The 25,954-nt window shown below is 73.3% G+C and carries 27 protein-coding genes; 11 read left to right on the forward strand and 16 right to left on the reverse strand.

The features are described 5' to 3' along the window. Positions 1-60 precede the first annotated feature (60 nt). Both ACIQVT_RS32560 and ACIQVT_RS32565 read left to right on the forward strand, forming a co-directional pair. The gene (locus tag ACIQVT_RS32560; RefSeq protein ID WP_403762513.1) at positions 61-1,698 is read left to right on the forward strand and encodes an APC family permease; all 1,638 of its coding nucleotides are present in this window, start codon (positions 61-63) and stop codon (positions 1,696-1,698) included. 66 nt (positions 1,699-1,764) lie between these two features. Then, positions 1,765-2,985, forward strand: coding sequence for a 4-hydroxybenzoate 3-monooxygenase (locus ACIQVT_RS32565; protein ID WP_403762516.1), 1,221 nt, complete (start codon positions 1,765-1,767; stop codon positions 2,983-2,985). Positions 2,986-2,996: 11 nt separating this feature from the next. On the opposite strand, the gene ACIQVT_RS32570 is transcribed toward ACIQVT_RS32565, so the two are convergent. The 3 genes from ACIQVT_RS32570 to ACIQVT_RS32580 all read right to left on the reverse strand — a co-directional run bounded on the left by ACIQVT_RS32570 (position 2,997) and on the right by ACIQVT_RS32580 (position 5,067). Continuing rightward, positions 2,997-3,554: a YbaK/EbsC family protein gene (locus ACIQVT_RS32570; RefSeq protein WP_403762519.1), complete on the reverse strand. Its 558-nt coding sequence runs from the start codon at positions 3,552-3,554 to the stop codon at positions 2,997-2,999. Positions 3,555-3,597: 43 nt separating this feature from the next. Next, on the reverse strand, positions 3,598-4,170 hold the full coding sequence (locus ACIQVT_RS32575; RefSeq protein WP_403762521.1) for a helix-turn-helix domain-containing protein: 573 nt from the start codon (positions 4,168-4,170) through the stop codon (positions 3,598-3,600). Positions 4,171-4,302: 132 nt separating this feature from the next. Beyond that, complete coding sequence (locus ACIQVT_RS32580; RefSeq protein WP_403762524.1) at positions 4,303-5,067, reverse strand: acyltransferase; 765 nt, start codon at positions 5,065-5,067, stop codon at positions 4,303-4,305. 109 nt (positions 5,068-5,176) lie between these two features. Here ACIQVT_RS32580 and ACIQVT_RS32585 point away from each other — a divergent pair, with 109 nt between their 5' ends. Beyond that, positions 5,177-5,704: a gamma carbonic anhydrase family protein gene (locus ACIQVT_RS32585; protein WP_403762527.1), complete on the forward strand. Its 528-nt coding sequence runs from the start codon at positions 5,177-5,179 to the stop codon at positions 5,702-5,704. A gap of 47 nt (positions 5,705-5,751) precedes the next feature. Here ACIQVT_RS32585 and ACIQVT_RS32590 read toward each other — a convergent pair whose 3' ends face one another. The 3 genes from ACIQVT_RS32590 to ACIQVT_RS32600 form a co-directional block, all read right to left on the reverse strand. Then, positions 5,752-6,396, reverse strand: a complete 645-nt coding sequence (locus ACIQVT_RS32590) for a DedA family protein (RefSeq protein ID WP_403762530.1) — start codon at positions 6,394-6,396, stop codon at positions 5,752-5,754. Positions 6,397-6,663: 267 nt separating this feature from the next. Continuing rightward, entirely contained in the window at positions 6,664-8,559 is a 1,896-nt protein-coding gene (locus tag ACIQVT_RS32595) for an RICIN domain-containing protein (protein ID WP_403762533.1), read from the reverse strand. Positions 8,560-8,983: 424 nt separating this feature from the next. After that, entirely contained in the window at positions 8,984-9,436 is a 453-nt protein-coding gene (locus ACIQVT_RS32600; RefSeq protein WP_403762536.1) for a DUF4442 domain-containing protein, read from the reverse strand. 128 nt (positions 9,437-9,564) lie between these two features. On the opposite strand from ACIQVT_RS32600, the gene ACIQVT_RS32605 reads away from it, so the two are divergent. Continuing rightward, positions 9,565-10,581, forward strand: coding sequence for a hypothetical protein (locus tag ACIQVT_RS32605; RefSeq protein WP_403762539.1), 1,017 nt, complete (start codon positions 9,565-9,567; stop codon positions 10,579-10,581). Between the two features lie 63 nt (positions 10,582-10,644). Here the strand turns inward: ACIQVT_RS32605 and ACIQVT_RS32610 are convergent, their stop codons facing one another. Continuing rightward, a complete protein-coding gene (locus tag ACIQVT_RS32610) occupies positions 10,645-11,490 on the reverse strand; it encodes a spermidine synthase (RefSeq protein ID WP_403762542.1) in 846 nt (281 codons plus the stop codon). Between the two features lie 119 nt (positions 11,491-11,609). Here ACIQVT_RS32610 and ACIQVT_RS32615 point away from each other — a divergent pair, with 119 nt between their 5' ends. The 5 genes from ACIQVT_RS32615 (at position 11,610) to ACIQVT_RS32635 (ending at position 15,706) form a co-directional block, all read left to right on the forward strand. Beyond that, positions 11,610-12,419, forward strand: a complete 810-nt coding sequence (locus ACIQVT_RS32615) for a TVP38/TMEM64 family protein (RefSeq protein WP_403762546.1) — start codon at positions 11,610-11,612, stop codon at positions 12,417-12,419. 46 nt (positions 12,420-12,465) lie between these two features. After that, positions 12,466-12,906 carry a protein kilB gene (locus ACIQVT_RS32620; protein ID WP_403762549.1) on the forward strand — a complete coding sequence of 147 codons (441 nt, stop codon included), beginning with the start codon at positions 12,466-12,468 and terminating at the stop codon, positions 12,904-12,906. A gap of 55 nt (positions 12,907-12,961) precedes the next feature. Next, the gene (locus ACIQVT_RS32625) at positions 12,962-13,564 is read left to right on the forward strand and encodes a hypothetical protein (protein ID WP_403762551.1); all 603 of its coding nucleotides are present in this window, start codon (positions 12,962-12,964) and stop codon (positions 13,562-13,564) included. Positions 13,565-14,100: 536 nt separating this feature from the next. Beyond that, positions 14,101-14,976 carry an undecaprenyl-diphosphate phosphatase gene (locus ACIQVT_RS32630; protein WP_403762554.1) on the forward strand — a complete coding sequence of 292 codons (876 nt, stop codon included), beginning with the start codon at positions 14,101-14,103 and terminating at the stop codon, positions 14,974-14,976. 550 nt (positions 14,977-15,526) lie between these two features. Then, the gene (locus ACIQVT_RS32635) at positions 15,527-15,706 is read left to right on the forward strand and encodes a hypothetical protein (RefSeq protein ID WP_403762557.1); all 180 of its coding nucleotides are present in this window, start codon (positions 15,527-15,529) and stop codon (positions 15,704-15,706) included. 8 nt (positions 15,707-15,714) lie between these two features. Here the strand turns inward: ACIQVT_RS32635 and ACIQVT_RS32640 are convergent, their stop codons facing one another. Then, entirely contained in the window at positions 15,715-16,326 is a 612-nt protein-coding gene (locus ACIQVT_RS32640; RefSeq protein ID WP_403762559.1) for a DUF4291 domain-containing protein, read from the reverse strand. Positions 16,327-16,417: 91 nt separating this feature from the next. On the opposite strand from ACIQVT_RS32640, the gene ACIQVT_RS32645 reads away from it, so the two are divergent. Next, positions 16,418-16,888, forward strand: a complete 471-nt coding sequence (locus ACIQVT_RS32645) for a nuclear transport factor 2 family protein (protein ID WP_403762562.1) — start codon at positions 16,418-16,420, stop codon at positions 16,886-16,888. Between the two features lie 27 nt (positions 16,889-16,915). After that, on the forward strand, positions 16,916-18,490 hold the full coding sequence (gene lnt / locus ACIQVT_RS32650; protein ID WP_403762565.1) for an apolipoprotein N-acyltransferase: 1,575 nt from the start codon (positions 16,916-16,918) through the stop codon (positions 18,488-18,490). Here the strand turns inward: lnt and ACIQVT_RS32655 are convergent. The 8 genes from ACIQVT_RS32655 to ACIQVT_RS32690 all read right to left on the reverse strand — a co-directional run bounded on the left by ACIQVT_RS32655 (position 18,408) and on the right by ACIQVT_RS32690 (position 25,652). Beyond that, the gene (locus ACIQVT_RS32655; RefSeq protein WP_403762567.1) at positions 18,408-19,319 is read right to left on the reverse strand and encodes a Gfo/Idh/MocA family protein; all 912 of its coding nucleotides are present in this window, start codon (positions 19,317-19,319) and stop codon (positions 18,408-18,410) included. The genes lnt and ACIQVT_RS32655 overlap by 83 nt on opposite strands. 144 nt (positions 19,320-19,463) lie before the next feature. Continuing rightward, positions 19,464-19,958, reverse strand: coding sequence for a tetratricopeptide repeat protein (locus ACIQVT_RS32660; protein WP_403762570.1), 495 nt, complete (start codon positions 19,956-19,958; stop codon positions 19,464-19,466). Between the two features lie 254 nt (positions 19,959-20,212). After that, complete coding sequence (locus ACIQVT_RS32665) at positions 20,213-20,896, reverse strand: uracil-DNA glycosylase (protein ID WP_403762573.1); 684 nt, start codon at positions 20,894-20,896, stop codon at positions 20,213-20,215. Positions 20,897-20,977: 81 nt separating this feature from the next. Continuing rightward, the gene (locus ACIQVT_RS32670; protein WP_403762576.1) at positions 20,978-22,555 is read right to left on the reverse strand and encodes an ABC transporter substrate-binding protein; all 1,578 of its coding nucleotides are present in this window, start codon (positions 22,553-22,555) and stop codon (positions 20,978-20,980) included. 189 nt (positions 22,556-22,744) lie between these two features. Continuing rightward, complete coding sequence (locus ACIQVT_RS32675) at positions 22,745-23,506, reverse strand: SDR family oxidoreductase (protein ID WP_403762579.1); 762 nt, start codon at positions 23,504-23,506, stop codon at positions 22,745-22,747. Between the two features lie 20 nt (positions 23,507-23,526). Next, positions 23,527-24,288: a 3-oxoacyl-ACP reductase FabG gene (fabG, locus tag ACIQVT_RS32680; RefSeq protein ID WP_403762582.1), complete on the reverse strand. Its 762-nt coding sequence runs from the start codon at positions 24,286-24,288 to the stop codon at positions 23,527-23,529. 147 nt (positions 24,289-24,435) lie between these two features. Then, the gene (locus ACIQVT_RS32685; protein ID WP_403762585.1) at positions 24,436-24,885 is read right to left on the reverse strand and encodes a DUF3037 domain-containing protein; all 450 of its coding nucleotides are present in this window, start codon (positions 24,883-24,885) and stop codon (positions 24,436-24,438) included. Beyond that, positions 24,882-25,652, reverse strand: coding sequence for a HipA family kinase (locus ACIQVT_RS32690; protein ID WP_403762588.1), 771 nt, complete (start codon positions 25,650-25,652; stop codon positions 24,882-24,884). Before ACIQVT_RS32690 ends, ACIQVT_RS32685 begins: the two co-directional genes overlap by 4 nt. Positions 25,653-25,954: the final 302 nt, after the last annotated feature.

Genomic DNA, 25,954 nt, shown 5'->3' on the forward strand with positions numbered 1-25,954 from the left:
TCTAGCCTGTGGCGTCCTTGCTCGTTTGTTTCGCGTTCATGAACTGAGAGGCCACCTGACATGGTGAAAGTCGACCATGCCGTGCCACAGGCCACGACGGAGTCCGGCGGCCTGCGCCGCGATGTCGGACTGATCGGCCTGACGTGGGCCTCCGTCGGCTCCATCATCGGCTCCGGCTGGCTGTACGGCGCCGAGAAGGCGGTCGTCGTGGCCGGTCCCGCGGCGATCGTCTCGTGGGTGATCGGCGCGGTCGCGATCGTGCTGCTCGCGCTGGTGCACGCCGAACTCGGCGGCATGTTCCCGGTGGCGGGCGGCACCGCCCGCTACCCGCACTACGCCTTCGGTGGCCTGGCCGGCATGTCCTTCGGCTGGTTCTCCTGGCTCCAGGCGGCCACCGTGGCACCCATCGAGGTCGAGGCCATGATCGGTTACGCCGGTCACTGGCAGTGGGCGCAGGGACTCCAGCACGCCGACGGCACACTGACGGTCGTCGGCCTCCTCACCGCCGTCGGGCTGATGGCGGTCTTCGTCGGCGTCAACTTCTTCGGCGTCCGGGCCCTGGCGCACACCAACAGCGCCGCCACCTGGTGGAAGATCGCCGTCCCGCTCGGCGCGATCTTCATCATCGCCATGGGCAACTTCCACGCGAGCAACTTCACCTCCGAGGGCTTCGCCCCGTTCGGCGCCAAGGGCATGCTCGGCGCCATCAGCTCCAGCGGCATCATCTTCGCGCTGCTCGGCTTCGAGCAGGCGATCCAGCTGGCGGGCGAGAGCCGCAACCCCAAGCGTGACCTGCCCCGGGCGACCCTCGGCTCGGTCGCGATCGGCGCCGTGATCTACATCCTCCTCCAGGTCGTGTTCATCGCCGCGCTGCCGCACGCCTCCTTCGCGCACGGCTGGGCCAAGCTGGACTTCCCCGGCATCAGCGGTCCCTGGGCGGGCCTGGCGACCCTCGTGGGCCTCGGCTGGCTGGGCTGGGTGCTCTACATCGACGCGATCATCTCCCCCGGTGGCACCGGCCTGATCTACACCACCGCCACCTCGCGCGTCTCCTACGGCCTCGCCAAGAACGGCTACGCCCCGAAGGCCTTCGCCCGCACCGACAAGCGCGGCGTGCCGTGGTTCGGCCTGCTGATGTCGTTCGTCACCGGTGTGATCTGCTTCCTGCCGTTCCCGAGTTGGCAGGAGCTGGTCGGCTTCATCACCTCGGCGAGTGTGCTGATGTACGCGGGCGCGCCGCTGGCCTACGGCGTCTTCGCCGACCGGTTGCCGCACCATGACCGCCCGTACCGGCTGCCCGGCGGCAGAATCGTTTCTCCGCTGTCGTTCGTGGTCGCCAACCTCATCATCTACTGGGCCGGCTGGGACACCCTGTGGCGGCTGGGCTTCGCGATCCTGCTCGGCTACGTGCTGCTGGGCTCCTACGCCTGGTACGCCACCAGGAAGCGGCTGCCCGACGCGCCCCGACTGGACTTCCGCGCGGCGCAGTGGCTGCCCGGCTACCTGCTCGGCCTCGGCGTGATCTCCTGGCTCGGCGGCTTCGGCGGCCGGGGCACCATCCCGCTGTGGTGGGACATCCTGGTCGTCGCCGCCTTCTCGCTGGGCATCTACTACTGGGCCCGGGCCACCGCGTCCAGCCCCGCGGCGATCGAGCGCAGCATCGAGGAGGTCGTGGTCACGGACGCGCCCGCGCACTGAACAGCCCGCGCGTCCCCACCCGGTGTCCCGTCGGCTCGTCTGACGGGACACCGTCATAATGCTCGGGTGACGTCTCCCTCCCCCCACCCCGGCTCCCCCGCCGTGTCCCACCGCCCGGTCGTCGTCGTGGGCGCCGGCCCGGCCGGACTGACCGTCGGGAACATCCTGCGCGCCGCCGGCGTCGACTGTCTGGTCCTGGAGGCCGGCAGCCGCGCGTTCATCGAACAGCGGCCGCGCGCCGGGGTCATCGAGGAATGGGCGGTACGCGGCCTCGAACAGCGCGGCCTCGCCGGCGACCTGACCGCGCGCGCCCAGCCGCACACCGCCTGCGAGTTCCGCTTCGACGGCCGGGGCCACCGCTTCGCCTACGGTGAGCTGACGGGACGCCACCACTGGGTCTATCCGCAGCCCGCGCTGGTCACGGACCTCGTGCGCGAGTACGCCGACGTGCGCGGCGGCGCCATCCGCTTCGGTGTGCGCGACGTCCGCCTGCACGACCTGGACTCCGACCGGCCCGCGGTCTCCTACACCGACCCCGACAGCGGCGAACGGCACCTGGTGCGCTGCGACTTCGTGGCGGGCTGCGACGGCGCCCGGGGGGCGAGCCGGGCCGCGCTGCCCGAGCGGGCCCGCATCTCCCGGCACGACTACGGCATCGGCTGGCTGGCGCTGCTCGCCGAGGCACCGCCGTCCTCCGACTGCGTGCTGTTCGGCATGCACCCCGACGGTTTCGCCGGGCACATGGCCCGCGGCCCGCGGCTGACCCGGTACTACCTCCAGTGCCCACCGGGCGACGACCCGGACAACTGGCCGGACGAGCGGGTCTGGGACCAACTCCAGCGACGCCTCGGCGCCGCGGACCGACCGCCGCTGACGCGGGGTCCGCTGCTGGAGAAGCGGGTGCTGGACATGCACAACTACGTGGTGGAGCCCATGGTGTACGGCCGGCTCCTGCTGGCCGGTGACGCCGCGCACCTCGTCGCCCCGATCGCCGCCAAGGGCATGAACCTGGCCCTCCACGACGCGTTCCTGCTCGGCGACGGCCTCGTCGCGCGGTTGACGAGGGGCGACGGCGCGGGCCTGGACGACTACGCGGAGGCCTGTCTGCGCCGGGTGTGGGACTACCAGGAGTTCTCCCAGTGGCTCTCCGAGATCTACCACGGCATGTCCCACGGCGACCCCTACCGGGCCGGCACCGCCCGGGCCCGCCTGCGCCGGCTGTTCACGTCACCGGCAGCGGCGGCGGCCTTCGCCGAGCAGTACCTCGGCACGGCCGCCGCGTACTGAACGCTCCCGCGTCACACGACGCCCAGGCCCTCCCGCACGACCGCGCCCGGCAGTTCGGCGAGGGCCTTGCCCGGCACCAGCAGCTTCCCGCGCCGGCGGCCGCTGCCGACCAGGACGTAGGGCAGGTCGACGACGGCCGCGTCCACCAGCACCGGCCAGCCGGTGGGCAGCCCGACCGGGGTGATGCCGCCGTACTCCATGCCGGTCTCGCCGGTCGCCGTCTCCATGGGGGCGAACGAGGCCTTGCGGGCGCCGAGTTGACGGCGCACGGCACCGTTGACGTCGACCCGGGTGGTGGAGAGCACCACGCAGGCGGCCAGGGTCGTCGCGCCGCCCCGCTTGCCCGCGACGACGACACAGTTCGCCGACCGCTCCAGCAGGTCACGGCCGTAGTGCTCCACGAAGACGGCCGTGTCGGCCCACCGGGGGTCGGTGTCGACGTACAGGATCCGGTCGGCCGGGACGGCGCCCTGCCAGTCGCGTACGGCGTCGGCGACGGGCGCGGTCAGCTCGTCCAGGCACTCGGGGGCGGGGGTGGCGGTGTCGAAGTCTCCGATGGGTGGGCGCATGGCCGCACGCTAGCAAGAGCCGCCCGCGCGCCGTACCGGCGTCTCAGGGCACGGGCGGCACGGAGACCGCCATCACCATCTCCATCGGCGCGTCCCCCCGGTTGGTGTACCGGTGCGGGACATTGGCCTCGAAGGAGGCGCTCGCGCCCGCCGGTACCCGGTACTCCGTCCCGTCCACGACGAGGGTCAGCTCGCCCGCGGTGACGTGCACCAGCTCGACGGTGCCTCCCGGGTGCGGCTCCGATGGGCTGCTCTCGCCCGGCATCAACCGCCAGTCCCACATCTCCAGCGGTCCCGGCGCCTCCGTGCCGGCCAGCAGCCGGTTGTAGCTGCCGGCCTCCGTGTGCCAGAGCCGGACGGCCCGTTCGGCGGGGACGATCCGGACCGTCGGGCCCTGTTCGTAGTCGAGGAGCGTGGTGACGCTGACGCCCAGCGCGTCACCGATCTTCACGACCGTGCCGATGCTGGGGTTCGTACGGGCCTGCTCGATCTGGATGAGCATGCCGCGGCTGACACCGGCCCGGGCGGCGAGCACGTCCAGGGTGAAGCCGCGCACGGCACGCCAGTGCTTGACGTTGCGCGCCAGCGACTGGGTCAGGAGTTCGAGGTCCGACACGTGGTGTCCAATATCCGGGAAGTCCAGGACGGCGGGGAGCGCGGTGCGGTCCCCCGCACTACGGTGCGGTGCACCGGAGCGTCCACCGAACTGTACTGCCCGGTCGGCCCTGCCGGTCGCCGGCCCGTCCCGTCAGGCCTCCGGTTCGAGCGCGGCGAGCCGGGCGACGACGTCCTCGTCCAGCTCCCCCAGCGCCCGCAACTGCTCCGGCGTCGTGCCGTCCGGGATCGGCACCGGGGCCGGGGTCCGCAGGGGCGGCTGCCAGCCGTCGCCGGCCGTCCAGCGCCGGACGACCCGGGCGGGCGCCCCCGCCACCACGGCGTGGTCGGGGACCGTGCCCCGGACCACCGCGCCGGCCGCCACGACCACGTTCCGGCCGATCCGCGCGCCCGGCAGGATCACCGCGCCGGTGCCGATCCAGCAGCCCGGGCCGATCTCGACGGGCTCCATCCGCGGCCACTGCCGGCCGATGGGCTGGTGCGGGTCGTCGTAGGAGTGGTTGGTGGAGGTGACGTAGACGTACGGGCCGAAGTAGCAGTCGCTGCCGATGGTGACCGTCGTGTCCGCGATGACGTGGCTGCCGCGGCCGAGGACGACGCCGTCGCCTATCCGCAGGATGGGGTCGGGACCCAGGTCGAGGTCCGGCATCAGGCCGGCGGTGAGGGTGACCTGCTCCGCGATGATGCAGTGGGAGCCCAGCCGGATCCAGGGCTCGCCGAAGACCGTGCCGAGCGGGAAGGCCAGCCGGGTGGCCTCGCCGATCGAGCCGAAGCGGTACCGCCCGGGGTGCTCGGCCGACACCGAACCCGCCTCGCGCACCCACGACCAGCCCGCGTGCACGGCACGCTGCGCCAGCCGGCGCCGCCAGGACGTGAACGTGTTCTTGCGCTTCGACACGCGCTCACGTTACTCACCGGTCGCCCGGGAGGAGCCCGAGGGCTGCTGTGATCTTCACCCCACCGGGTGTCGTACCGTGCGGTGTACTGCCGACACGAGGAGACGGGTGATGACGCACAAGGCGCTGATCGTGGGTATCGGGGGCAAGGAGCCCGAGGTCGATCCGGAGGCGTTCGTGGCTCCCACGGCCTCCGTCATCGGGGACGTCACGCTGCACGCGGGCGCGAGCGTCTGGTACGGGGCGGTCCTGCGGGGCGACGTGGAACGGATCACCGTGGGGGCGCGGGCCAACGTGCAGGACAACGTCACACTGCACGCCGACCCCGGCTTCCCGGTCACCGTCGGGGAGCGGGTGTCGATCGGGCACAACGCGGTGGTGCACGGGGCGACCGTGGAGGACGACTGCCTGGTCGGGATGGGGGCGACCGTGCTCAACGGGGCGGTGATCGGGGCCGGGTCGCTGGTCGCCGCGCAGGCCCTGGTGCCGCAGGGGATGGTGGTGCCCGCCGGGTCGCTGGTGGCGGGGGTGCCGGCGAAGGTGCGGCGGGAACTGTCGGCGGAGGAACGCGAGGGGATCACCCTCAACGGCACCCTGTACGCGGACCTCGGCAAGGCGCACAAGGACGTGCACCGGTAGACCGCGCGCCGGCAGGACCCGGTGCGGGGCGGATGCGCGGGGGCGGCTCAGTCGCCGGCGTTCACGGGTTCCGGTTCCCGCTCGGCCGGCTGCGCGTTCCTCGCCTTGCGCTTCAGGATCAGCACCGACCCCAGGCCGATCAGCAGGGCCACCACCAGGCCCAGGTACGAGAACCGCTTCAGCCAGTCCTCGGCGACGAGACCCACGTAGTAGATGACGGCCGTCGTGCCACCGGCCCAGCAGACGCCGCCGAGGACGTTGGCGATCAGGAACTTCCAGTACGGCATGTGCAGGACACCCGCGAGCGGACCGGCGAAGATCCGCAGGAGGGCGACGAAGCGGCCGAAGAAGACCGCCCACATGCCCCACTTCTTGAACGACCGCTCGGCGGTCGCCACATGGCCCGCGCCGAAGTGCCTCGGGAACCTCGCGCCGAGCCAGGCGAGCAGCGGGCGTCCGCCCTTGCGGCCGATCGCGTAGCCGATGGAGTCGCCGATCACGGCGCCGGCGGTCGCGCACACCCCGAGGACGACCGGGTTGACGCCCGAGTTCTGGGAGGACATCAGGGCCGCGGAGACCAGGATGATCTCGCCGGGCAGCGGGATGCCCAGGCTCTCCAGACCGATCACGAGGGCCACCACGGCGTAGACGGCGGCCGCCGGCACCGAGTCGAGCCATTCCTGGACGTGCACCGCCGGTACCTCCCCTGTCGCTGCCCTTGCCTCCGGGTCACCGCGTGTACAGCGCGCCCCCGGGGAAGGCTACCTGGTCGCCGCCGAAGACCCGCCTGCCCGCGCCACCCGGTCCCGGCGCCCCCGGCCCGCCGCGCACACTTCCGGACACCGAGTGGCACCCGACGGGCGACCGCGTCCCCGCCCTGACACCGGCCGGCCCCTGCCCGGCCCGCCCCCACGGCATCCTCGGGCGGCACCTCCGAACCGGCGGACGCGGTCCGCACCTCACCCGGCCGACACCGCTACGGCCCGGACCGCGCTTCCCACCGGCGAACCCGCCCGCACACCCACCGGGCCGTCCCCCACCGGACCGACGACGTGCCCCGGCGTCACCGCCACGCGCGCCATCGCGGCATCCGTCGTACCACCGGCGCTGTCCGGGCCGCCGTCCGCCGCCCGGTGCCGGTCTCCCCCGGCGCGCACCTCGGCGGTTCCCGGCCCGGCCACCCGGCCGGCTGCCGTCGCGTCGTCCTCCGGCCCCCCGCGCGGGACGTCACCGTGCCCCCGCCCCGCGCCCGGCCCGGCACCGTCCCGCTCCGCCGTCCCGGTCCCCCGCGCCGGACCCGGGCCGTCCCCCGCCCCCCGCGTCACGAACGGCCCCGCGCCCGAGGACCGCGGTGCCTTCGCGGCGACGGGTTCCAGCACCCACCGCTGCTCCGGTGAGCCGTCGCGTTCCGCCACGCCGACCCGGGCGGCGATACGGCCGGACCCCGGGGTGAGCAGCAGGCCCCTCGGCCGGCGGAGCAGGATCTCGCCGCGGACCGTGACGTCGTACGACATCCCGCCGGTGCCGGCGCGGCAGCCGGTCACCCGGACGTGCCGGGTGCGGGGGTCGGCGGTCAGGCACAGCGACGGCCGCGCGGCGCTGCGCAGCAGTCCGTCGGCCCGGTACGACCACTGCTGCCCGGCGGCCGGGGAGCAGGGTGCGAGCCGGACGGCCGCGCCCGGGGCGACCCGGTCGCCGCCCGCGTCCAGGCAGAGCCCGGAGCCGAGGCGGCGCAGGGCACCGTGAGCGATCTCCGCCGCCCCGGAGGAGGCGGTCGAGGCGGCCGAGGGTGGGACGGTGGAGCGGGTGCCGGTGGCGCCCCACGTGGTGGCGGGCGCGTGGACACCGTTGTCATCGGACCAGCTCCGGACCGCGAGCACGGTGGTGAGCAACGCCAGGGTGGTCAGGCCGACCCCGACGGCCACGACCGCGCGACGACGGTTCCCCGGCCCGGCGCTGTGCCGGCCGCCGGTCTCCGGGGAAGCGGGCGGCTCGACCGGCGGGGGCGGCGGTTCCGCGGGGGCGCCGCGGCCCGGGCGGGAGTCGAGGTAGCGGCGGGCGCCCCAGCCGAGCACGGTCTCGGCGAGCAGGAGGTGCAGACCGCCGTCGAAGTGGGCGAGTTGCTCGGCGGTGTGGCGGCAGTGGCGGCAGACCGTCAGATGCCGTCGGACGTCGGGCAGCAGGACGCCGCCGCGGCGGATCGGGATGTCGAGGAGGCGGGTGTGGAAACGGCATTCGCCGGAGGGCGCGAGTTCCCGGTGGGCGCGTACGCAGCCGGCGCGGAATTGCTCGCGCGCCAGTTCCAGGGCGGTGATCGCGGTGGTCGGGTCGACCCCCAGCAGACCGGCCGGTATGTTTATGGGTTCGGCTTCGACCTCGGTGTGCCAGAGCAGGCATTGGGAGGCGCCGGGAAGGGCCTGGAATGCGCGTGCGGCGAGCCGCCTGTTCTCCGGTGTCTCGGGATTCGTCGCGCGAAGGCCGCGGCCGCCGGTGGGTTTGCGCAGTTCCGGCAGGGCGATGCGGGCGGCCTCGTCCGCGGCCCAGGAGCGGACGGTGTCCCGGACGGCGGCGAGGAGTTGGGGGCGCAGGGCGCCGCCGAGCACGCCCCCGGCCATTCTGCCGAGCACGTGGTGGAAGGCCGCGGTGGCCACGAGCTGGGCACCGGATCCGGCCGAGGCCAGGCAGAGCACGGCGTAGTCGCGGGTGGGGCGCCAGTGCCGGGCGAGGAGCAGGGCGACGGCGTGGTGCCGGGCGTCGCCGGGTGCGGTCAGCCGGGCGACGAGGGCACGGTCGGACTCGCCGGCCGGAGCGGACGGGGGCGGGAAGGGCGGGCGTGGGGGGCGAGGGGGCGGCACGGGACCATTTCCTTTCCAGCCGCAGGAACGCGGGCGCGCGCGAGTCCTGTCGGAAAGCAGTACCTGATAGGTATGTACCTGCCTGCTCGGTACACATCTGAGAGCCGGCCCTGACATCGGCGTCCGCCGAAGCCCTCCCGCGGGGTGGCTCACCCTCGCACACGCGGCGCGCAGGAAACAAGAACTGCGAATGGTCCCGACACCGACGTCGGCATTTCGCACAATGGTTACCACCGGTATCCCCGAACCGGTTCTCGTGGCAATAGCCAACTCGCCCGCCGTAAAAGCCCGTATGGCGCACGAAATTTCCAACTTACGGCCCTCGCACGACAGTCGGCGGCCGAACCCCTGCCGGACGCGCGCCGGGTCCGACTCCCCCGGCGCCGCCACCGGCAGGCCGGGGGGAGGGACCGCGCCCGTCGCGTCAGCCGTTGGGCCGCAGTGTCCAGACGACCGTCATCTCGCCCGTCACCGCGCCGTCCGCGCGCCGGATCTCGACGGCCACCGGGAACTCGGGGCGCTGGCCGGCGTCCAGTTCGGCGACGACGTCGGCGGCCGGGCGGCCCAGCGTCGCGGTGGCGGTGACGGCGCCCATCGCCAGCTTCCGGTAGGCGATCTCGGCGCGTACGGCGAGCGGCACGGCGCGCGAGAGCTGCTCCCCGAAGGCGGCCAGGACGATGGCGCCGCTGGCGGACTCCCCGAGGGTGAACATCGCGCCGGCGTGCGGGCCGCCCACGTGGTTGTGGTACTCCCCCTGGTCCGGCAGGGACACCACGGCCCGGTCGGCGGTGGTCTCCTGGAACTCCAGGTTCAGCGTCCGGGCCATGGGCACGGTGGCGGCGAGCATCTCGCCGATCGACATCTGGTCTGCGCTCATGACCGTCATGTTACTCACGAGTAGCAGGCGCTGACCAGAGCCGGTGCCGTCGTCACCACGGTTTCGCGGCGAACCTGACGAACACCGGTGACCGGACCGTGTCCGGCACCGCACTAGGGTTACTGGCCATGTGGCCAGATCAGCAGCCGCCAGGGGGCGCGCAGAACCCGCGGCAGGACCCGTACCAGCAGCCGGGGCACCAGCAGCAGAACCCGTACCAGCAGCCCGGGTACCAGCAGTACCCGCAGGGCGGCCCGTACCAGCAGCAACCGCAGTGGGGGCAGCCGCCCACCGTGCCCACGCCGCTGCCGCCGCAGGGCGGTGGCGGCCGCACCAAGCTCGTCGCGATCATCGCCGCCTCGGCCGTGGTGGTCACCGCCGCCGTGACCGGCTACCTGGTGCTGGGCGGCGGCGGCTCGAAGGACGACGAGGCGGACAACGGCAAGGGCGGACACGGCGCCACCCCGTCCGCGCCGGCCGATCCGGCGGCCTCTCCGGCCTCGTCCACGACCGACAACCCGCGGGCGAGCGGCACCGAGAAGCCGACCGTCGCCGGCTGGAAACTCGTGGTGAACCCCAAGTACGGCGCCGCCTTCGACGTGCCCGGCGACTGGGAGGTGGAGCGGCCCGGGATCTTCTCCTTCTTCGAGGACGAGCAGAAGGGCGACGGCTCCCCGTACATCGGCTTCTCCAGCCCCGCGTTCCTGAAGCCCGACTACTGCACCACCGAGAAGGGCGGCAGCAAGGAGTCGTACGCACTCGTGGCCAGCGGCACGAAGGGCGAGAACGGTGGGAAGAGCACCGCCGGGATCGCCCGCGCGGACTCGGCCACGTTCGCGTTCGGCGGCTACACCGACCAGTCGAACGCGGCCAAGAAGTACCTGCGGATAGGCAAGGCCGAACCGTTCACGACGGCGTCCGGACTCAAGGGCAGCGTGGCGACGTCGTACGTCGTCGGCGCGCCGAAGAAGAACAAGTGCAGCACCGACGGCAAGGCCACGACGTTCGCCTTCAAGAACTCCAAGGACAGCTTCGTGGGGTGGACGCTCTACGGCGCGAAGGGGGTCGCGGACGAGATCCCCGACGCCACCATCCGCAAGATCCTGTCCACGGTACGGCTGCACGGCGACCCGATCGTGGAGTGACCGGGGACGCCTGACCGGCGGCGTATCCCGTCCCGGTGCCCCCGCCCGCCGCCGGCCGCGGCTTCAGCCGATGCCGAAGGCGCCGGCGGGGGGTTCGGGCGACGGTACGGCGTCGGCCTCCTCGACCGGCCCGGCCGCGCCGATGAACTCCCGCACCGCGAGCCCGTGTTCGACCCGCGCCGGGAAGGCGTCCGCCGCGCTGCGCCGGGCCATCGCGGCGATGTCCAGCGGCCGGTGCGAGGCCACGACCACCGCGTTGCCGAACCGCCGGCCGCGCAGCACCGCCGGCTCGGCGATCAGCGCGAGCTCCTCGAACACGGCTGCCAGGTTGGCGAGTTGGGCCCGCAGGAAGCCGAATGGCGCCGCGTCGGCGAGGTTGGCCAGGTAGACCCCGCCGGGACGCAGCACCCGCTCGGCCGCGCGGACGTAGCCGAGCGTGGACAGGTGGGCGGGTACCCGGGAGCCGCCGAACACGTCGGCGACCAGTACGTCGGCGTGGTCGTCCGGCGCGCCCTCCAGCCAGGCCCGGGCGTCGTCGGCGTGCAGCACGACACCGGCGCTCGGCGGCAGCGGCAGGTGTTCGGCGACCAGCTCCAGCAGGCCCCGGTCCGCCTCGACGACGTCCTGCCGCGAGCCGGGCCGGGTCGCCGCCACGTACCGGGGCAGGGTGAGGGCGCCGCCGCCGAGGTGCACCACGTCCAGCGGCGCCCCCTCGTCGGCGGCGGCGTCCAGCGCGAACCCCAGCCGGCGCGCGTACTCGAACTCCAGGTACGCCGGGTCGTCCAGGTCGACGTACGACTGCGGCGCGCCGTCGACCGTGAGAAGCCAGGCCCGTTCCCGGTCGACGTCGGGCATCAGCTTGGCGGTGCCGTGATCGGTGGTGCGGGACACGGGTATCTGGTCGGTCACCCGTCCATTGTGACCTGTCCGGGGGCGCCACGCGGTTTGTCCGGTGACGAACCCTTTTGCACGGTGGGCGATTTCCGACCATACGGCGCTCACACACGGGTGTCGGTTAGTGTCTCCAGATGCTCGACGCCAACCGCTCTGGCACCGCCGCGGCCTCTCCCCGGGCCGCCGGCACGGAGCTCGCCGTCCCCCTGACCACCTCCACCGCCGCGGGCGTCCCCGTGGCCGCGTCCGGCCCCGTGCTGCCGGGTTCGAGACTCACCGCCCGCTGCGCCCGGGTGCTGCGGTCCCCGCACGCCCGGCTCTCGTTGCTGTTCGCCCTGCTCGCGGGCGGTGTGGCGACCGTGCTCCTGTTCGAGCCGCAGCGGCTGTTGACGCACGGCTGGCCGCCACAGCTCGGCGGGGTCGCCGCGGCCCTCGTCTTCTCGGCCGCGTACGGGCTGTGCACCGTGGCGTTCGTCCCGCGTCCCCTGCTCAACCTGGCCGCGGGCGCGCTGTTCGGCTCGCAGCTCGGGCTGGCGACGGCGCTCGCGGGCACCGTGTTCGGCGCCGGGGTGGCGTTCGGGCTCGGCCGGGTGCTCGGTCAGGACGCGCTGCGCCCGCTGCTGCGTGGCCGCTGGCTGAAGGCGGCCGACGGGCAGCTCAGCCGGCACGGGTTCCGGTCGATGCTGGTCGCCCGGCTGTTCCCCGGGGTGCCGTTCTGGGCCGCGAACTACTGCGCGGCCGTCTCCCGCATGCGCTGGCTGCCGTTCCTGCTGGCGACGGCCCTGGGCTCGGTCCCGAACACGGCCGCCTACGCGGTCGCCGGCGCCCGCGCCTCCTCGCCGACCTCCCCCGCCTTCCTGATCGCCATGGGCTGCATCGCCCTGCCGGCGCTGGCCGGCTCGGTGGTGGCCTGGCGCAAACGCCACCAGCTGCGCGGCCGGTGAGCCGTCACCGCGGCGCAGGACGGCTCGCAGTGCGGAGGACCCCTCGATGTGGGCCAGCGTCATCGCCGTGGCCGGCACGCTGCTCGGCGGCGCGCTCACCGGCCTGATCCAGTTCCGGCACGAGCGGGCCGCCCGCGCCGACCGCAGGGCGGACGCGCTGCGGTCGGCGCTGGGCGAGCTGGTGGCCGCGCTGGGCGACCACCGGCGGGCCATGTGGCACCGCGAGGACCTGCGGCTGACCGGCGCGAGCCCGGAGGCGGCCGCGGCGGCCCGGGCGGCGTCGCACGCCACCCGATCCGCCGTCACCGCTCCCCTGGTCGCGGTCTCCGTGCTGGAACCGTCCCTGGCCGAACCGGCCCGCAGGGCCGCGCTGGCCGCGTTCGGCATCCGTGACGCCACCGACCACACCGCGCTGGCCGCCCACCGCGAGGCCGCCATCGCCGCCACCGACGCCCTGGTCGCCGCCGCGGGACGCGCCCTGGCCTGACGGGCCGGCGGGCGGACAACCGGCGCGGTCCTCCCGCACGGACGAAGGAGAGGACATGGGTGGACGCGTCGACGGCTCGGGGCCGGACGCGGTGGAGCGGCCGTTCCTGATGGTCGTCGAGGACGTCTTCCCCGCGCGGCGGGGCGCGGTCATGGTGACGGGCCGTGTCGAACGCGGCCGGGTGCGCGAGCGCGAACCGGTGGAGATCGTCGGCCCGGCCGGCCGGCCGACCGCCGCCGCCGTCGTCGCGGGCATCGAGGGGAACGGGGTGTGGATCGCGGAGGCCGGTGCGGAACTGAACGTGGGCGTGGCGCTGGACGGCGTCGCCGCGGCGGACGTGGCACGGGGGCAGGTTCTCGCGGCACCTGGCTCGATCGCCGCCCACCGCCACTTCACGGCGGACATCGCCGTGCTGTCCGCGGAACAGGGAGGCGCGGACGTGTTCTCCGGCGACCGCCTCCGTGTCCACGTCCGCGCCGCCGCCGTACAGGGCACCGTCACCCTGCCCGAGGGCACCGATGTGGTCCGGCCGGTGCACGCAGCCGCGGTGACGCCGGCGCTCGAGGAGGCCGTCGCGCTGGAGGTGGGCCAGTCCTTCGCCTTCCGTCACCACGGCCGCGCGGCCGGCTCCGGGACCGTGACCGGCCTCGGGCGCTGAGCCTCCCCGTCCCCGTCGGGCGGCGCCGCCCGACGTCACCGGCCGACCCACTGCTCATCGGGGACGCCGGTGTCGCGGCAGCCTCCCGTCCCGCCGTTGACCCACCAGCCCCGGTCGTACTGCTGGACTCACGTCATCCGGGGGGTGAAGGACCGGCAGCGGCCGGCGTACACGTCACCGGCCGCGCGCCCGGGGACGCCGTCCGGCCGGTGCCCGGCCACGGGCGGACACAGTGCTCGGCCGACGTGGGCAGTACACCGGGAGGACGTGCTGCCCGATCGGTGTTCAACAGGGCTCATCGCGGGGGGAGTTCGCACGTGGCGGGCGGGACGCCCCCGTCGGGGCGTGGGATCACGCGCTGTGAGGCGTACGAAGTGCGCAACCCGGCCCGGGGTGAGGCCGGTTGGACCGTGGCCGGGTTCGCGGTCGGCCGGGAGCGGTGTCCGGGCCCTGTTTTCGCGGTGTCACCCGGGCCCGCTACGCTTCGCTCGTCACATGATCACCTTTTCTCCCCAGCGCTTGGACGCCGTACCTCCATGTCTTGGTTTGAATCCCTCGTCCTCGGACTCGTCCAGGGACTGACCGAGTTCCTGCCCGTCTCCTCCAGCGCGCACCTGCGGCTGACCGCGGCGTTCTCGGGCTGGGAGGATCCCGGGGCAGCCTTCACCGCGATCACGCAGATCGGCACGGAGGCGGCGGTGCTGATCTACTTCCGCAAGGACATCGGCCGGATCGTCGCGGCCTGGTTCCGGTCGCTGGCCGACAAGGCCGCGCGCCGCGACCACGACGCGCAGATGGGCTGGCTCGTGATCGTGGGCTCCATACCCATCGGCGTGCTGGGCGTCACCCTGAAGGACCAGATCGAGGGACCGTTCCGCGATCTGCGGATCACCGCGGCCATGCTCGTCGTCATCGGCGTGGTCATCGGCGTCGCCGACCGGCTGGCCGCCCGCGACGAGACCGGCGGCCGGCACCGGGCGCCCAAGCAGCGCAAGACCCTGGAGGACCTGGGCGTCAAGGACGGCCTCGTCTTCGGCCTCTGCCAGGCCTGCGCCCTGATCCCCGGCGTGTCCCGCTCCGGCGCGACCATCAGCGGCGGCCTGTTCATGGGGTACCGGCGCGAGGCCGCGGCCCGCTACTCCTTCCTGCTCGCCGTCCCGGCCGTCCTCGCCTCCGGCGCGTTCGAGGTCAAGGACTCGCTCGGCGCGGGTGACGTGTCGTGGGGGCCGACCCTGTTCGCCACGGTGATCGCGTTCGCGTCGGGCTACGCGGTGATCGCGTGGTTCATGAAGTGGATCTCCCACAAGAGCTTCATGCCGTTCGTCTGGTACCGCGTCGCCCTCGGCATCGTCATCATCGCCCTCGTCTCGGCGGGAGTCCTCAGCCCACACGCGGCCGAGTCCGCGAGCTGACCGGCAGGACCAGGGCGGCCGCGCGACCTGGGGGTGGTCATCGCGCCTGCGCAAGGCGCCTGATGGGCGACACGGTCTCACGTATCACCCGTTTGGGTACGAAATGGGCGGGATCAGTCGGGTCACGCGGCCGCGGCCACGAGACGATCCGCGTCTACGACGGGGAGCAGGTCGGTGAGGTCCGGCGGGTGCGGAGCGCCTCGATCGCCTCGCGGGTCCGGTGCAGTATCTCGGGGGGCAGTACTCCGGGCCGTGGCCCGGGGAGCAGCGACCCCGGGCCCGCGCAGGCAGACCGTCCCCGCGGCCGGCGCCCAGAGCGCAGCGCACTTCCCGTGCCCGACGCCCGGCCCGCTCGCCGTTGTCCGCCCCGTTGTCGTTTCGGACATCTCCCCTACCGCCGGTGTCCGGCGACCCGCACCGGCATATGCCCTCTGGGCTGGGCGGACGCCCGGTACGCCCGGTGGCGCGCGGCGCGGCGGTGACCGAGCCCATAGCTGCTCCGTAGCCATTCGGTGGCGCAGGGTCAGCTTCTGCCCCTAGGCTGGTCCGCATGTCCCCCGATTCCCCGTCCCCTGGTTCCGTGCGGTCCGCCGCCGAGGTCAACGACAAGATCCGGGCGCTGTGGCTGCGCGCGGGCGGCACCCTGTCGGCCCAGGAGCGCGCGGAGTACGAGCTGCTGGTCGTCGAGTGGGCGGCGGCGGTCCGCTGCCGGGTCGTCGAGGCGGCCTGAGCCGCCGGTCACGCCCGCAACCGCGCCAGCACCTCGTCGGCCAGCGGGTACGGCCGCTCCTCGGGCAGCAGCCCGCTCGCCCGCTCCTCCTCGCCGGCCCGCACCAGCCCCCGGATCTCCGCGGCCAGCGGGGTCACGTCCTCGATGCCGACGATCCACTCGTCGGCGTACCGGACGGCGGCCTCCCCGCCCAGCCCCAGCTGCAACGACCGGTACGGCAGCGGGTTGTGGTGCAGGTCGCGCTCCGGGTCCCACTGGACGCGGGCGGGACAGCGGGCCAGCTCCCGTTTCCAGGCCGCCTGGTCGGGGTGGAGCTCGGGGGCGTAGTGGGACAGGCAGGCGTGCCGCAGGGCCCACTCGAAGCCCTCGCGGCGCACTTCGACGGCGAGGACCGTCTCCTGGCCCTCCTTGGTCCCCCAGCCGCAGCGGTACATCATCCACAGGAAGGACGGCTTGATCCAGGTCATGCGGTCACGCTTCCAGGCGGAGGGGAAGCGCCCGGTGCGGGCGGCCGGGCGGCCGATCTCCGGGCGGTAGGCCTGGTAGACGACGACCGTGGACCCCGTGTGCCGGGCCCGGACACGGAACTTCGGCTCGGTTTCGGAAGATTGTTCGTTCACGGGGACAAGGTTCCGTCGCCGGCCCCGCCGCGCACCACCGAATATCGGGCGCCCCCTTGGCGCCGCGTCCCCCGTGCCCAACACTGAGCCGATGACGCAGCGTGCTGAACTCGCGATCGTGATGGACCGACTGGCCGTGGACGACCTGGTCACCGAGTACGCCGTGGCGGTGGGTGACGGTGACTGGACGGCGTACGAGGGGCTGTTCACGGCGGACGGGCGGGCCGACTACCGTGCGGCCGGCGGTATCGAGGGCGGCGCGGGGCAGGTCGCCGGCTGGCTCGCCGCGAACACGGCGCTGCTCGCCGTCCGCCAGCACCTGATCGTCAACCGCCGGGTGCGGTTCGGCCTCCTGGACCACGACACCGGGGACACCGCCCGGGTACGGGCCGACTACCTCACCCCGGGGCGGTGGACCGACACCGGCACCCCGGCCGCGCCGGACCCGGTGTCCGCGGGCCGCTACGACTTCGATCTGCTGCGCACATCGGAGGGTTGGCGGCTGCGCGAGGCCGTCGTGCTCGAGAAGTGGCGCCGGCCGCCGGCCGAAGACGCACACTGAGGCATTCCCTGGGTAGGGAGGGTCCTTATGAGGATGATCGACCGCTGCCTGACCTCCCCCTGGCCGCGCTCCGGCGCCGCGGTCCTCGCGGGTGCCCTGCCCGTGCTCGCGTTCCCGGCGCCGTCACTGTGGTGGTTCGCGTACGTCGCCCTGGTGCCCTGGCTGCTGCTGGCCCGCTCGGCGCCGACCGGGCGGCGGGCGGCGTACGACGGCTGGTGCGGCGGTTTCGGCTTCCTGGTGGCCGTGCACCACTGGCTGCTGCCGAGCCTGCACGTGTTCATCTTCCTGATAGCCGCCCTGCTCGGCGTGCTCTGGGCGCCCTGGGGGTGGCTGGCGCGCCGGCTCCTCGGCGGGACGCCGTCGCCGGGCCGGGGCGCCGCCGCGCTGCTGGTGCTGCCGTCGGCCTGGCTCGCGGTGGAACTGGTCCGGTCCTGGCAGGGCCTGGGCGGGCCGTGGGGCATGCTGGGCGCCAGTCAGTGGCAGGTCGGCCCGGCGCTGCGGCTGGCCTCGGTCGGCGGGGTGTGGCTGCTCAGCTTCCTGGTGGTGACCGTCAACGTGGCGGTGACCGTGCTGATCTCCGTCCGCGCCGCCCGGGTGCCGGCCGTGGCCTCGCTGGTCGCGACGGCCGCCGCGGCGTCGGCAGCCTGGGCGTGGGCGCCGCGCCCGGAGGTCGACGGCCGGGTGCGGGTCGCCGTCGTCCAGCCGGGGATCGTGACCGGCCGGGACAGCGGCGAGAAGCGGTTCGACCGGGAGGAGCGGCTGACCCGGCGGCTCGCCGGGCAGGACGTCGACCTGATCGTGTGGGGCGAGTCGAGCGTCGGTTTCGACCTGGACGACCGGCCTGACCTGGCCCGCCGGATCACGGCCCTCGCCCGCCGCACCGGCGCCGACGTGCTGGTCAACGTGGACGCGCGCCGCTCCGACCGGCCCGGCATCTACAAGAGCTCGATCCTGGTCGGCCCGCACGGGCTGACCGGCGACCGGTACGACAAGATGCGGCTGGTCCCGTTCGGCGAGTACATACCGGCCCGTTCGCTGCTCGGCTGGGTCACGTCGGTGGGGCGGGCGGCCGGCGAGGACCGGCGACGCGGCAGCGGACAGACGGTGATGAAGGTGGGGCACGGGTTGCGGATCGGCCCGCTGGTGTGCTTCGAGACCGCGTTCCCGGACATGAGCCGACACCTCGCCGAGGACGGCGCCGACCTCCTGCTCGGCCAGTCGTCGACCTCCTCCTTCCAGCACAGCTGGGCGCCGGAGCAGCACGCGTCGCTGGCCGCGCTGCGCGCCGCGGAGACCGGCCGCCCGATGGTGCACGCCACCCTCACGGGCGTGTCGGCGGTGTACGGCCCGGAGGGGCAGCTTCTCGGGCCGTGGCTCGGCACCGGCGCGGACACCTCCCGCGTGTACGACGTGCCGCTCGCGCACGGTGTCACGCCGTACGTCCGCTACGGGGACTGGCCGGTGCCCGTGGCGCTGCTGGTGCTGGCCGTGCTGTGCGCCGCCGAGTGGACGCGGGCGCTCAGGCTGCGCCGCAGTGGTCCCGCACCGCTCGTACCACCCGTTCGCACAGTTCGTGAGTCGCCAGCGCGTCCCGGGCGCTGAGCACCTGTCCGGCCCGGACGGCGTCGAGGAAGGCGAGGACCGCCTGCTCGATGCCGCGCTGGCGGGCCACCGGCACCCAGTCGCCGCGCCGGCGCACGGTCGGCTGGCCCTTGTGGTCGATCACCTCGGAGAGGTTGAGCACCTGGCGCTTGCTGTCCTGGCCGGAGACCTCCAGGATCTCCTCGGCGGAGCCGCTGAGCCGGTTCATCACGCCTAGCGCGGTGAAGCCGTCACCGCCGAGCTGGACCACGACGTGGTGGAGCAGCCCCTCCCGGACGCGGGCCCGGACGGTCACGTCGTCGACCGGGCCGGGCGCCAGGAAGCGCAGGGTGTCCAGGACGTGGATGAAGTCGTCCAGGATCATCGAGCGTGGTTCCTCGGGCAGCCCGATACGGTTCTTCTGCATGAGGATCAGCTCGCGCGGGTGGTCCAGGCACTGCGTGTACCCGGGGGCGTAGCGGCGGTTGAAGCCGACGGCGAGCGTGACACCGCGCCGGTCGGCGAGGTCGACCAGCCGCTCGGAGTCTGCGAACCGGTAGGCGAGCGGCTTGTCCACGTAGGTGGGCACTCCCGCCTCCAGCAGCCGCGTGACGATCTCGGGGTGCGCGGCGGTGGGGGCGTGCACGAAGGCGGCGTCGAGGCCGGCGTCGATCAGCGCGTCCAGCGTGGTGTGCCGCTGCTCCGCCGGCAGGCGCAGGGTGTCGGCGACCCGGTGGAGGGTGGCGGGCGTACGGGTCTGTACGTGCAGCTCGATCCCCGGCTGCGAGCCCAGCACCGGCAGGTACGCCTTCTGCGCGATGTCCCCGAGTCCGATGCAGCCGACCTTCACGTGCTCTCCCCTGCCACTCGCCGATGTGCGTTCCCGGCAGGATACGGGGACCGCCGGCCGGCGATCCCGCCCGAGCCGCACGCCCCGACCCGCGACATGGCCGCGCCCACCGCGACAGCGGCCCGGCGCCCGGGTGGGTGGCCGCTAGCTGGGGCGTTGGCGGGGTGGGGACCAGTTGTCGTCGCCCGGGGTGCCGTCCCGGCCCAGCCGCGCTTCGAGCCGGCCGATCGCGGACCGCACGCCCTCGCCGTAGCCGTCGTCCGCCAGCCGGCTCGCGGCGGTGCGGGCGCGGCGCAGGTGGCTGTGGGCCGCGTCGGTGCGGCCCAGCCTGGCGTAGTCGGCGGCCAGGTTGAGGTGCAGGGAGGGCAGGAAGCCCCGGACGCCGTCCGGCAGCTCCTCGGCCGCCGACAACGCGCGCAGGTCCCAGGCGAGTTCGTCCGCCGGGTCGTCCTGGGTGTCCGCCAGGTAGTGGGCCAGGGTGCAGCGGTGCAGGGGGGCGCCGTGCTCGCCGATCTCCGCCCACAGGTCAAGGAAGCGGCTGCGGGCCTCCTCGCGGTCGCCGCCGTGGTGCAGCATCACGACCTGCCCGATCCGCGTCAGCACGGCGTCGGGCGCCGCCTGTTCCTGTCGCTCCGCCACCGCGTCCTCCAGGCCGTCGTCGGCTGTTCGTCCGGTCAGCCGTCCGATCCGACGCTAACCGGCGCCGCCGGCAATCCCCGGCAGGCCGCCCCGCGCGGCCGGGTAACGGGCCGCCGGCGGAGCGGGGAGGCTTTGGAGCGGACGCCGCCGGCGGCGCGAGTGTCCTACGACGCCGATCGAGTCCGGCCCGGTGCGACCCGCCGTAGGCGGACGTGTTCCCGGAGCCGGGGCAAAGTGCGGGTCTGCGCGGGCGGTCAGCCGAGGTTCGGGATCCGCCAGTCGACCGGCTCGTGGCCCTGGCGGGCGATCGCCTCGTTGATCTGGGTGAACGGCCGGGAGCCGAAGAACTTCTTCGCGGACAGCGGCGAGGGGTGCGCGCCCTTGACCACGGCGTGCCGGGACTCGTCGATCAGCGGGAGCTTCTTCTGGGCGTAGTTCCCCCACAGGACGAAGACCGCCGGGTCGGGGCGGGAGGCGACCGCGCGGATGACGGCGTCGGTGAACCTCTCCCATCCCTTGCCCTTGTGCGAGTTGGCCTCGCCGGCCCGGACGGTGAGGACCGCGTTGAGCAGCAGCACGCCCTGTTCGGCCCACGGCATCAGGTAGCCGTTGTCCGGGACGGGCAGGTCCAGTTCGTCGCGCATCTCCTTGTAGATGTTCCGCAGGGACGGCGGGGTCCGCACGCCGGGGCGGACCGAGAAGCACAGGCCGTGGCCCTGGCCCTCGCCGTGGTACGGGTCCTGGCCGAGGACGAGGACCTTGACCCGCTCGTACGGCGTCGCCTCCAGCGCGGCGAAGACCTCCTCGCGCGGCGGATACACCGGACCCCTCGCCCGCTCCTCCTCGACGAACTCGGTCAGCTCCTTGAAGTAGGGCTGGTGCAGCTCGTCGCCCAGAACCCCGCGCCAGGACTCGGGCAGCATGGCGATGTCGGTCACGTCAACGTCCTCACGATGTGCGGTCACTTCCAGGCGTCCGAACCTACAGGCGACCACTGACAACGGGGGTGCCGAGGGCCCTCACCAGCTGGTCTTACGGTGCAGCGTCCACATCATCATGATCGTCGACGGGTCGAGGGCCTGCTCGCCGCCGGAGATGTCGTCGCTGGCCGCCACGAACTGCCTGCCCTGCCACAGCGGCAGCAGCCGGGCGTCGTCGACCATGATCTGCTGGGCCCGTTCCACGTCCTTGACGGTCCGGGCGCGATCGCTCTCCGCGCGCGCGTGGGGCAGCAGCCGGCCGGTGATCTCCTTGGCCGGGTAGGGCGTGCCGAGCGCGTTGTGCTCGCCGACGAACGGGGCGATGAAGTTGTCCGCGTCGGGGAAGTCGGGGAACCAGCCGCGCCCGAACACCGGGTACTCGCCCTTCTGGTAGCCGACCACGTAGCTCTTCCAGGGGCGGCTGCGCAGGGTGATGCGGAACAGGCCGGAGCCCTCAAGCTGCCGCTTCAGCTCCTGGAACATGCTTCCGGTCTCGGAGCCGTAGCGGTCGGTGGTGTACCAGAAGGTGAGCGGGACCCGCTGGGTGATGCCCGCGTCGGAGAGGATCGCGCGGGCCTTGGCGACGCTCGGGTCGCCGTAGTCGTCGAAGAAGCCGGTGGTGTGGCCGGTGAGGCCCTTGGGGACCATCGAGTACAGCGGGTCGACGGTGTCCTTGTACACCTTGTGCGCGATGGCGCCCCGGTCCACGAGCTGGGCGACGGCCCTGCGCACGGCGGGCTGCCGGGCCCAGCGGTCCGCGGGGTTGAAGACCAGGTAGCTGATGTCGGTGCCGGCGCCGTCGACCAGTTGGAGGTCGCCGGTGTCGTGCTGCTGGAGGGCGAGGATGTCGTCGGCGCCGAGACCGCGGTAGGTGACGTCGATCTGCTTGCCCCGCAGCGCCTTGACCATGGCGGCGGAGTCCTGGAAGTAACGGATGGTCACCGCGTCGTTCTGCGGCTCGGCGAAGCCCCGGTAGTTGCCGTTGCGGACCAGGACGGCCTTGTCGTTCTCCTCGTAGGACTGGAGCTTGTACGGGCCCGAGCCGTGGACCGAGGTGTCCTTGCGCAGGGAGGTCGCCGGGTAGTCGTCGGGGTCGACGATCGACATGGCGGGGGTGGCGAGCACGAACGGGAAGGTGGCGTCGGACTTGTTCAGATGGAAGACGATCTCGCGGTCGCCGCGGGTCTCGACGCGGTCCAGGCTGCCGAGCAGTCCGGCGGGGCCGCCCGGGGCGTCGATGGTGCGGATGCGGTCGATGGAGTGCCGCACCGCCTCGGCGGTGAGCGGGTCGCCGTCGGAGAATTTCATGCCGGAGCGCAGCAGGCAGCGGTAGGTGCGGCTGCCGTGGTCGGTGAAGGCGCAGCTCCGGGCGGCGTCCGGCTGGGGGGTGGTGGCCCCGTTCGGGTAGGCGAGGAGCGTCTGGAAGATGTTCCGGTACAGCTCCCAGGAGCCGTCCCAGGCGCCGGCCGGGTCCAGCGTGCTGGGTGCGCTGGTGGTGCCGACGACGATCGGCCCCCGGCTGCCGGGGTCGCCCTCGGACAGCAGGCCGCAGCCCGCCACCAGGGCTATGGACGCGATCGCCGCGACTCTCCGCAGGAATCGGTTCCGGTTGAACACGCGCACGCTCCTCGATCTGCCATACCAAGGGTCGGCAGACCATACCGCAGCGTCCGGCGCGCTGAACCTCCCCGGAAACAGGCCTTCTGGACCGGTCGGGGCGGTGACGACGTTGTCAGTCCGCTGGGCGGACGTCCGGTGGTGTCCCGGGCGCCGGTCCGTTCGGATACCGGCGCCCGGAAGGGGTGCTCAGTGCACGCCGGCGTTGAGGAAGATGCCGCCGTCCACGACGAGCGTCTGACCGGTGATCCAGTCGGACTGCGCGGAGGTGAGGAACGCGGCGGCGCCGCCGATGTCGGAGGGCACGCCGAGCCGGCCGAGCGGGTAGGGGGCCGCGGCCTCCTCCTCGCGGCCCTCGTACAGGGCTTGCGCGAACTTGGTCTTGACCACGCCGGGGGCGATCGCGTTGACCCGCACGCCGGGTGCGAACTCGTGCGCCAGCTGCTGGGTCAGGTTGATCATGGCTGCCTTGCTGATGCCGTAGGCGCCGATGAACGGCGAGGCCGACAGGCCCGCGATCGAGGCGATGTTGACGATGGCGCCGCCGTTGTCCTTCTGCCAGGCGTGCCAGGTCTTCTGGGCGAAGCCCAGCGCGGAGACCACGTTGGTCTCGAACACCTTGCGGGCGACCTCCAGGTCGAGGTCCGCGATGGGGCCGAAGACCGGGTTGGTGCCGGCGTTGTTGACCAGGAAGTCGACGCGGCCGAAGGCCTCCATGGTCCGCTGGACGGCCTCGGCCTGGTGGTCGAGGTCGTGGGCCTTGCCCGCGACGCCGATGACCCGCTCGGCGCCGAGCTTGCCGACGGCCTCCTTCAGGGCGTCCTCGTTGCGGCCGGTGATGCACACGCGGTCACCGCGGGCGACGAGCGCCTCGGCGACGCCGTAGCCGATGCCGCGGCTCGCGCCCGTGACGAGGGCGACCTTGCCGGACAGCTCCGGGAGTTCAGTCATGTCCTGCTACCTCTGAATCCCTAGTCGAGCGGTCCGCCGGCGACGTACAGCACCTGGCCGGAGACGAAGCCGGCGGCCTCGCCGGTGAAGAAGGCGATGGCGTTGGCGATGTCCTCGGGCTCGCCGACGCGCTGCACCGGGATCTGGGTGGCGGCGGCCTTCTTGAAGTCCTCGAAGCCCATGCCGACGCGGTCCGCGGTGGCCTTGGTCATCTCGGTGGCGATGAAGCCCGGGGCGACGGCGTTGGCGGTGATGCCGAACTTGCCCAGCTCGATGGCGAGGGTCTTGGTGAAGCCCTGGAGACCGGCCTTGGCGGCGGAGTAGTTGGCCTGGCCGCGGTTGCCGAGCGCCGAGGAGGAGGACAGGTTGACGATCCGGCCGAAGCCCGCGTCGACCATGTGCTTCTGGACGGCCTTGGTCATGATGAAGGAGCCGCGCAGGTGGACGTTCAGGACGGTGTCCCAGTCGGAGACGCTCATCTTGAACAGCAGGTTGTCGCGGAGCACGCCCGCGTTGTTGACGAGGATCGTCGGCGCGCCCAGCTCCGCCACGATCCGGGCGACGGCCGCCTCGACCTGCGCCTCGTCGGAGACGTCGGCGCCGACCGCGACGGCCTTGCCGCCGGCCGCGGTGATCTTCTCGACGGTGTCCTTGCAGGCGGCCTCGTCGAGGTCGATCACGGCGACCGCGTGACCCTCGGCGGCCAGTCGTACGGCGGTGGCGGCGCCGATGCCGCGTGCCGCGCCGGTGACTACCGCGACCCGCTGTTCAGTGGTGGACATTGCTGCTTCTCCTCGCCCTTGAGAGAACTGCCGGGGCTCCGGGGGGAAGCCCCTCAAGCGGTGAGCGACCGCTTAGTACCTTCAGCACCCGTGACGCTAGAAGCCCTGGCACCCGGTGTCAACGGCACACCCGGCCGGTGTGATCCATTACCTCACCAGGAGGTCCAGCAACCGCTCGGTCTCGGCCGCCGGGTCGGCGGTCAGCCCGGTGTGCACGGGACCGGGCTGGACGACCGTGGAGCGGGGCGCGATCAGCCAGCGGAACCGGCGCCCGGCGTCGTCCCCGGCCGCCTGCCCGGCCTCCGCCCCGCCCGCGCACACCTTCTCCACGGCACCGAGCGCCGCGCGGACCCCGTCGACGTCGGCCCGCGGGTCCAGCGCGAGCAGCCGCGCCTCGTCCAGGTGGGTCAGGGCGCCGACGTAGCCCCGGGCGCGGCAGTAGACGACCACGCCCGCGTTGACGCACTCCCCGCGCTCCACCCGGGGGACGACCCGCAGCAGCGCGTACTCGAACACGTCCCGGTCGCCGCCCTGGCCCGCGCGGGTGATGTGCCGCTCGGTGACGTGGCCCGCCATGTGGATGTGGCGCTCGCTCACTTGCCCTCCTCGGTGCCGATGCCGGTGACGCGCCCGGCGATGACGGCCGCGCGGGCGAGCAGCGGCCGCGTGTAGGCCCGGCGCAGGTCGTCCGGGGTGTCGAAGCCGGGTTCGTCGGTGAGCCAGGCGTCCGGGATCTCGGCGGTGACCTCGGCGAGCAGGTCCTCGGTGATCCGGGGGGCCAGCTCGGCGGCGGCGCCGACGACGTCCGGGGCGAACCGGGCCAGGGCGTGGTCGCCGGCGTCGTAGGGGCGGGCCGCGGACGCCTCGGCGGAGGGCCAGTTGTGGTGCCAGATCATCGTGGCGCCGTGGTCGATGAGCCACAGCTCGCCCCGGTGCACGAGCAGGTTGGGGTTGCGCCAGGAGCGGTCGACGTTGTTGACCAGCGCGTCGAACCAGACGATCCGGCCGGCCTCCAGCGGGCTCACCGGGAAGGCGAGCGGGTCGTAGCCGAGGGCGCCGGAGAGGAAGTCCATGCCGAGGTTGGTGCCGCCGCTGTTGCGGAGCAGGTCCTGCACCTGCTGGTCGGGTTCGCCGAGCCCGAGGACGGGGTCCAGTGCGACGGTGACCAGGCGGGGCATCCGGAACCCGAGGCGCCGGGCGAGTCCGCCGCACACCACCTCGGCCACCAGGGTCTTGCGGCCCTGTCCGGCGGCGGCGAACTTCACGACGTACGTCCCGAGGTCGTCCGCCTCGACGAGCCCCGGCAGGGAGCCGCCCTCGCGCAGGGGTGTGATGTAGCGGGTCGCGGTGACCTCTTTCAGCATTTCCCCGGGCCATCCATCTCTTCAGCCTTGCAATACCAGATCAAGCGCAGCACAGCACCAGGAAGCACGCCTCGACGGCCCCGGGGAGATCCGGGGGTCCGGCCGGCGGGCGGATGTCCGTCCCGCCGACGGTCGCCGGCGGTCGTCCGCCCCTCGCCCGCGCCTCAAGGGCACGAAGTGAGCATAGTAACCGAGGGTGATCACCGGTGAGGAGTGCGCGCCCGCTCACCCCCGTCCGCACCGGGCGCGTTCGCCGGGTGGAGAACACCACCACACGCTTACCGGATGGGATGAATTCGGGC

The sequence above is a fragment of the Streptomyces sp. NPDC100445 genome (assembly GCF_044759735.1).
Taxonomy (GTDB): Bacteria; Actinomycetota; Actinomycetes; order Streptomycetales; family Streptomycetaceae; genus Streptomyces.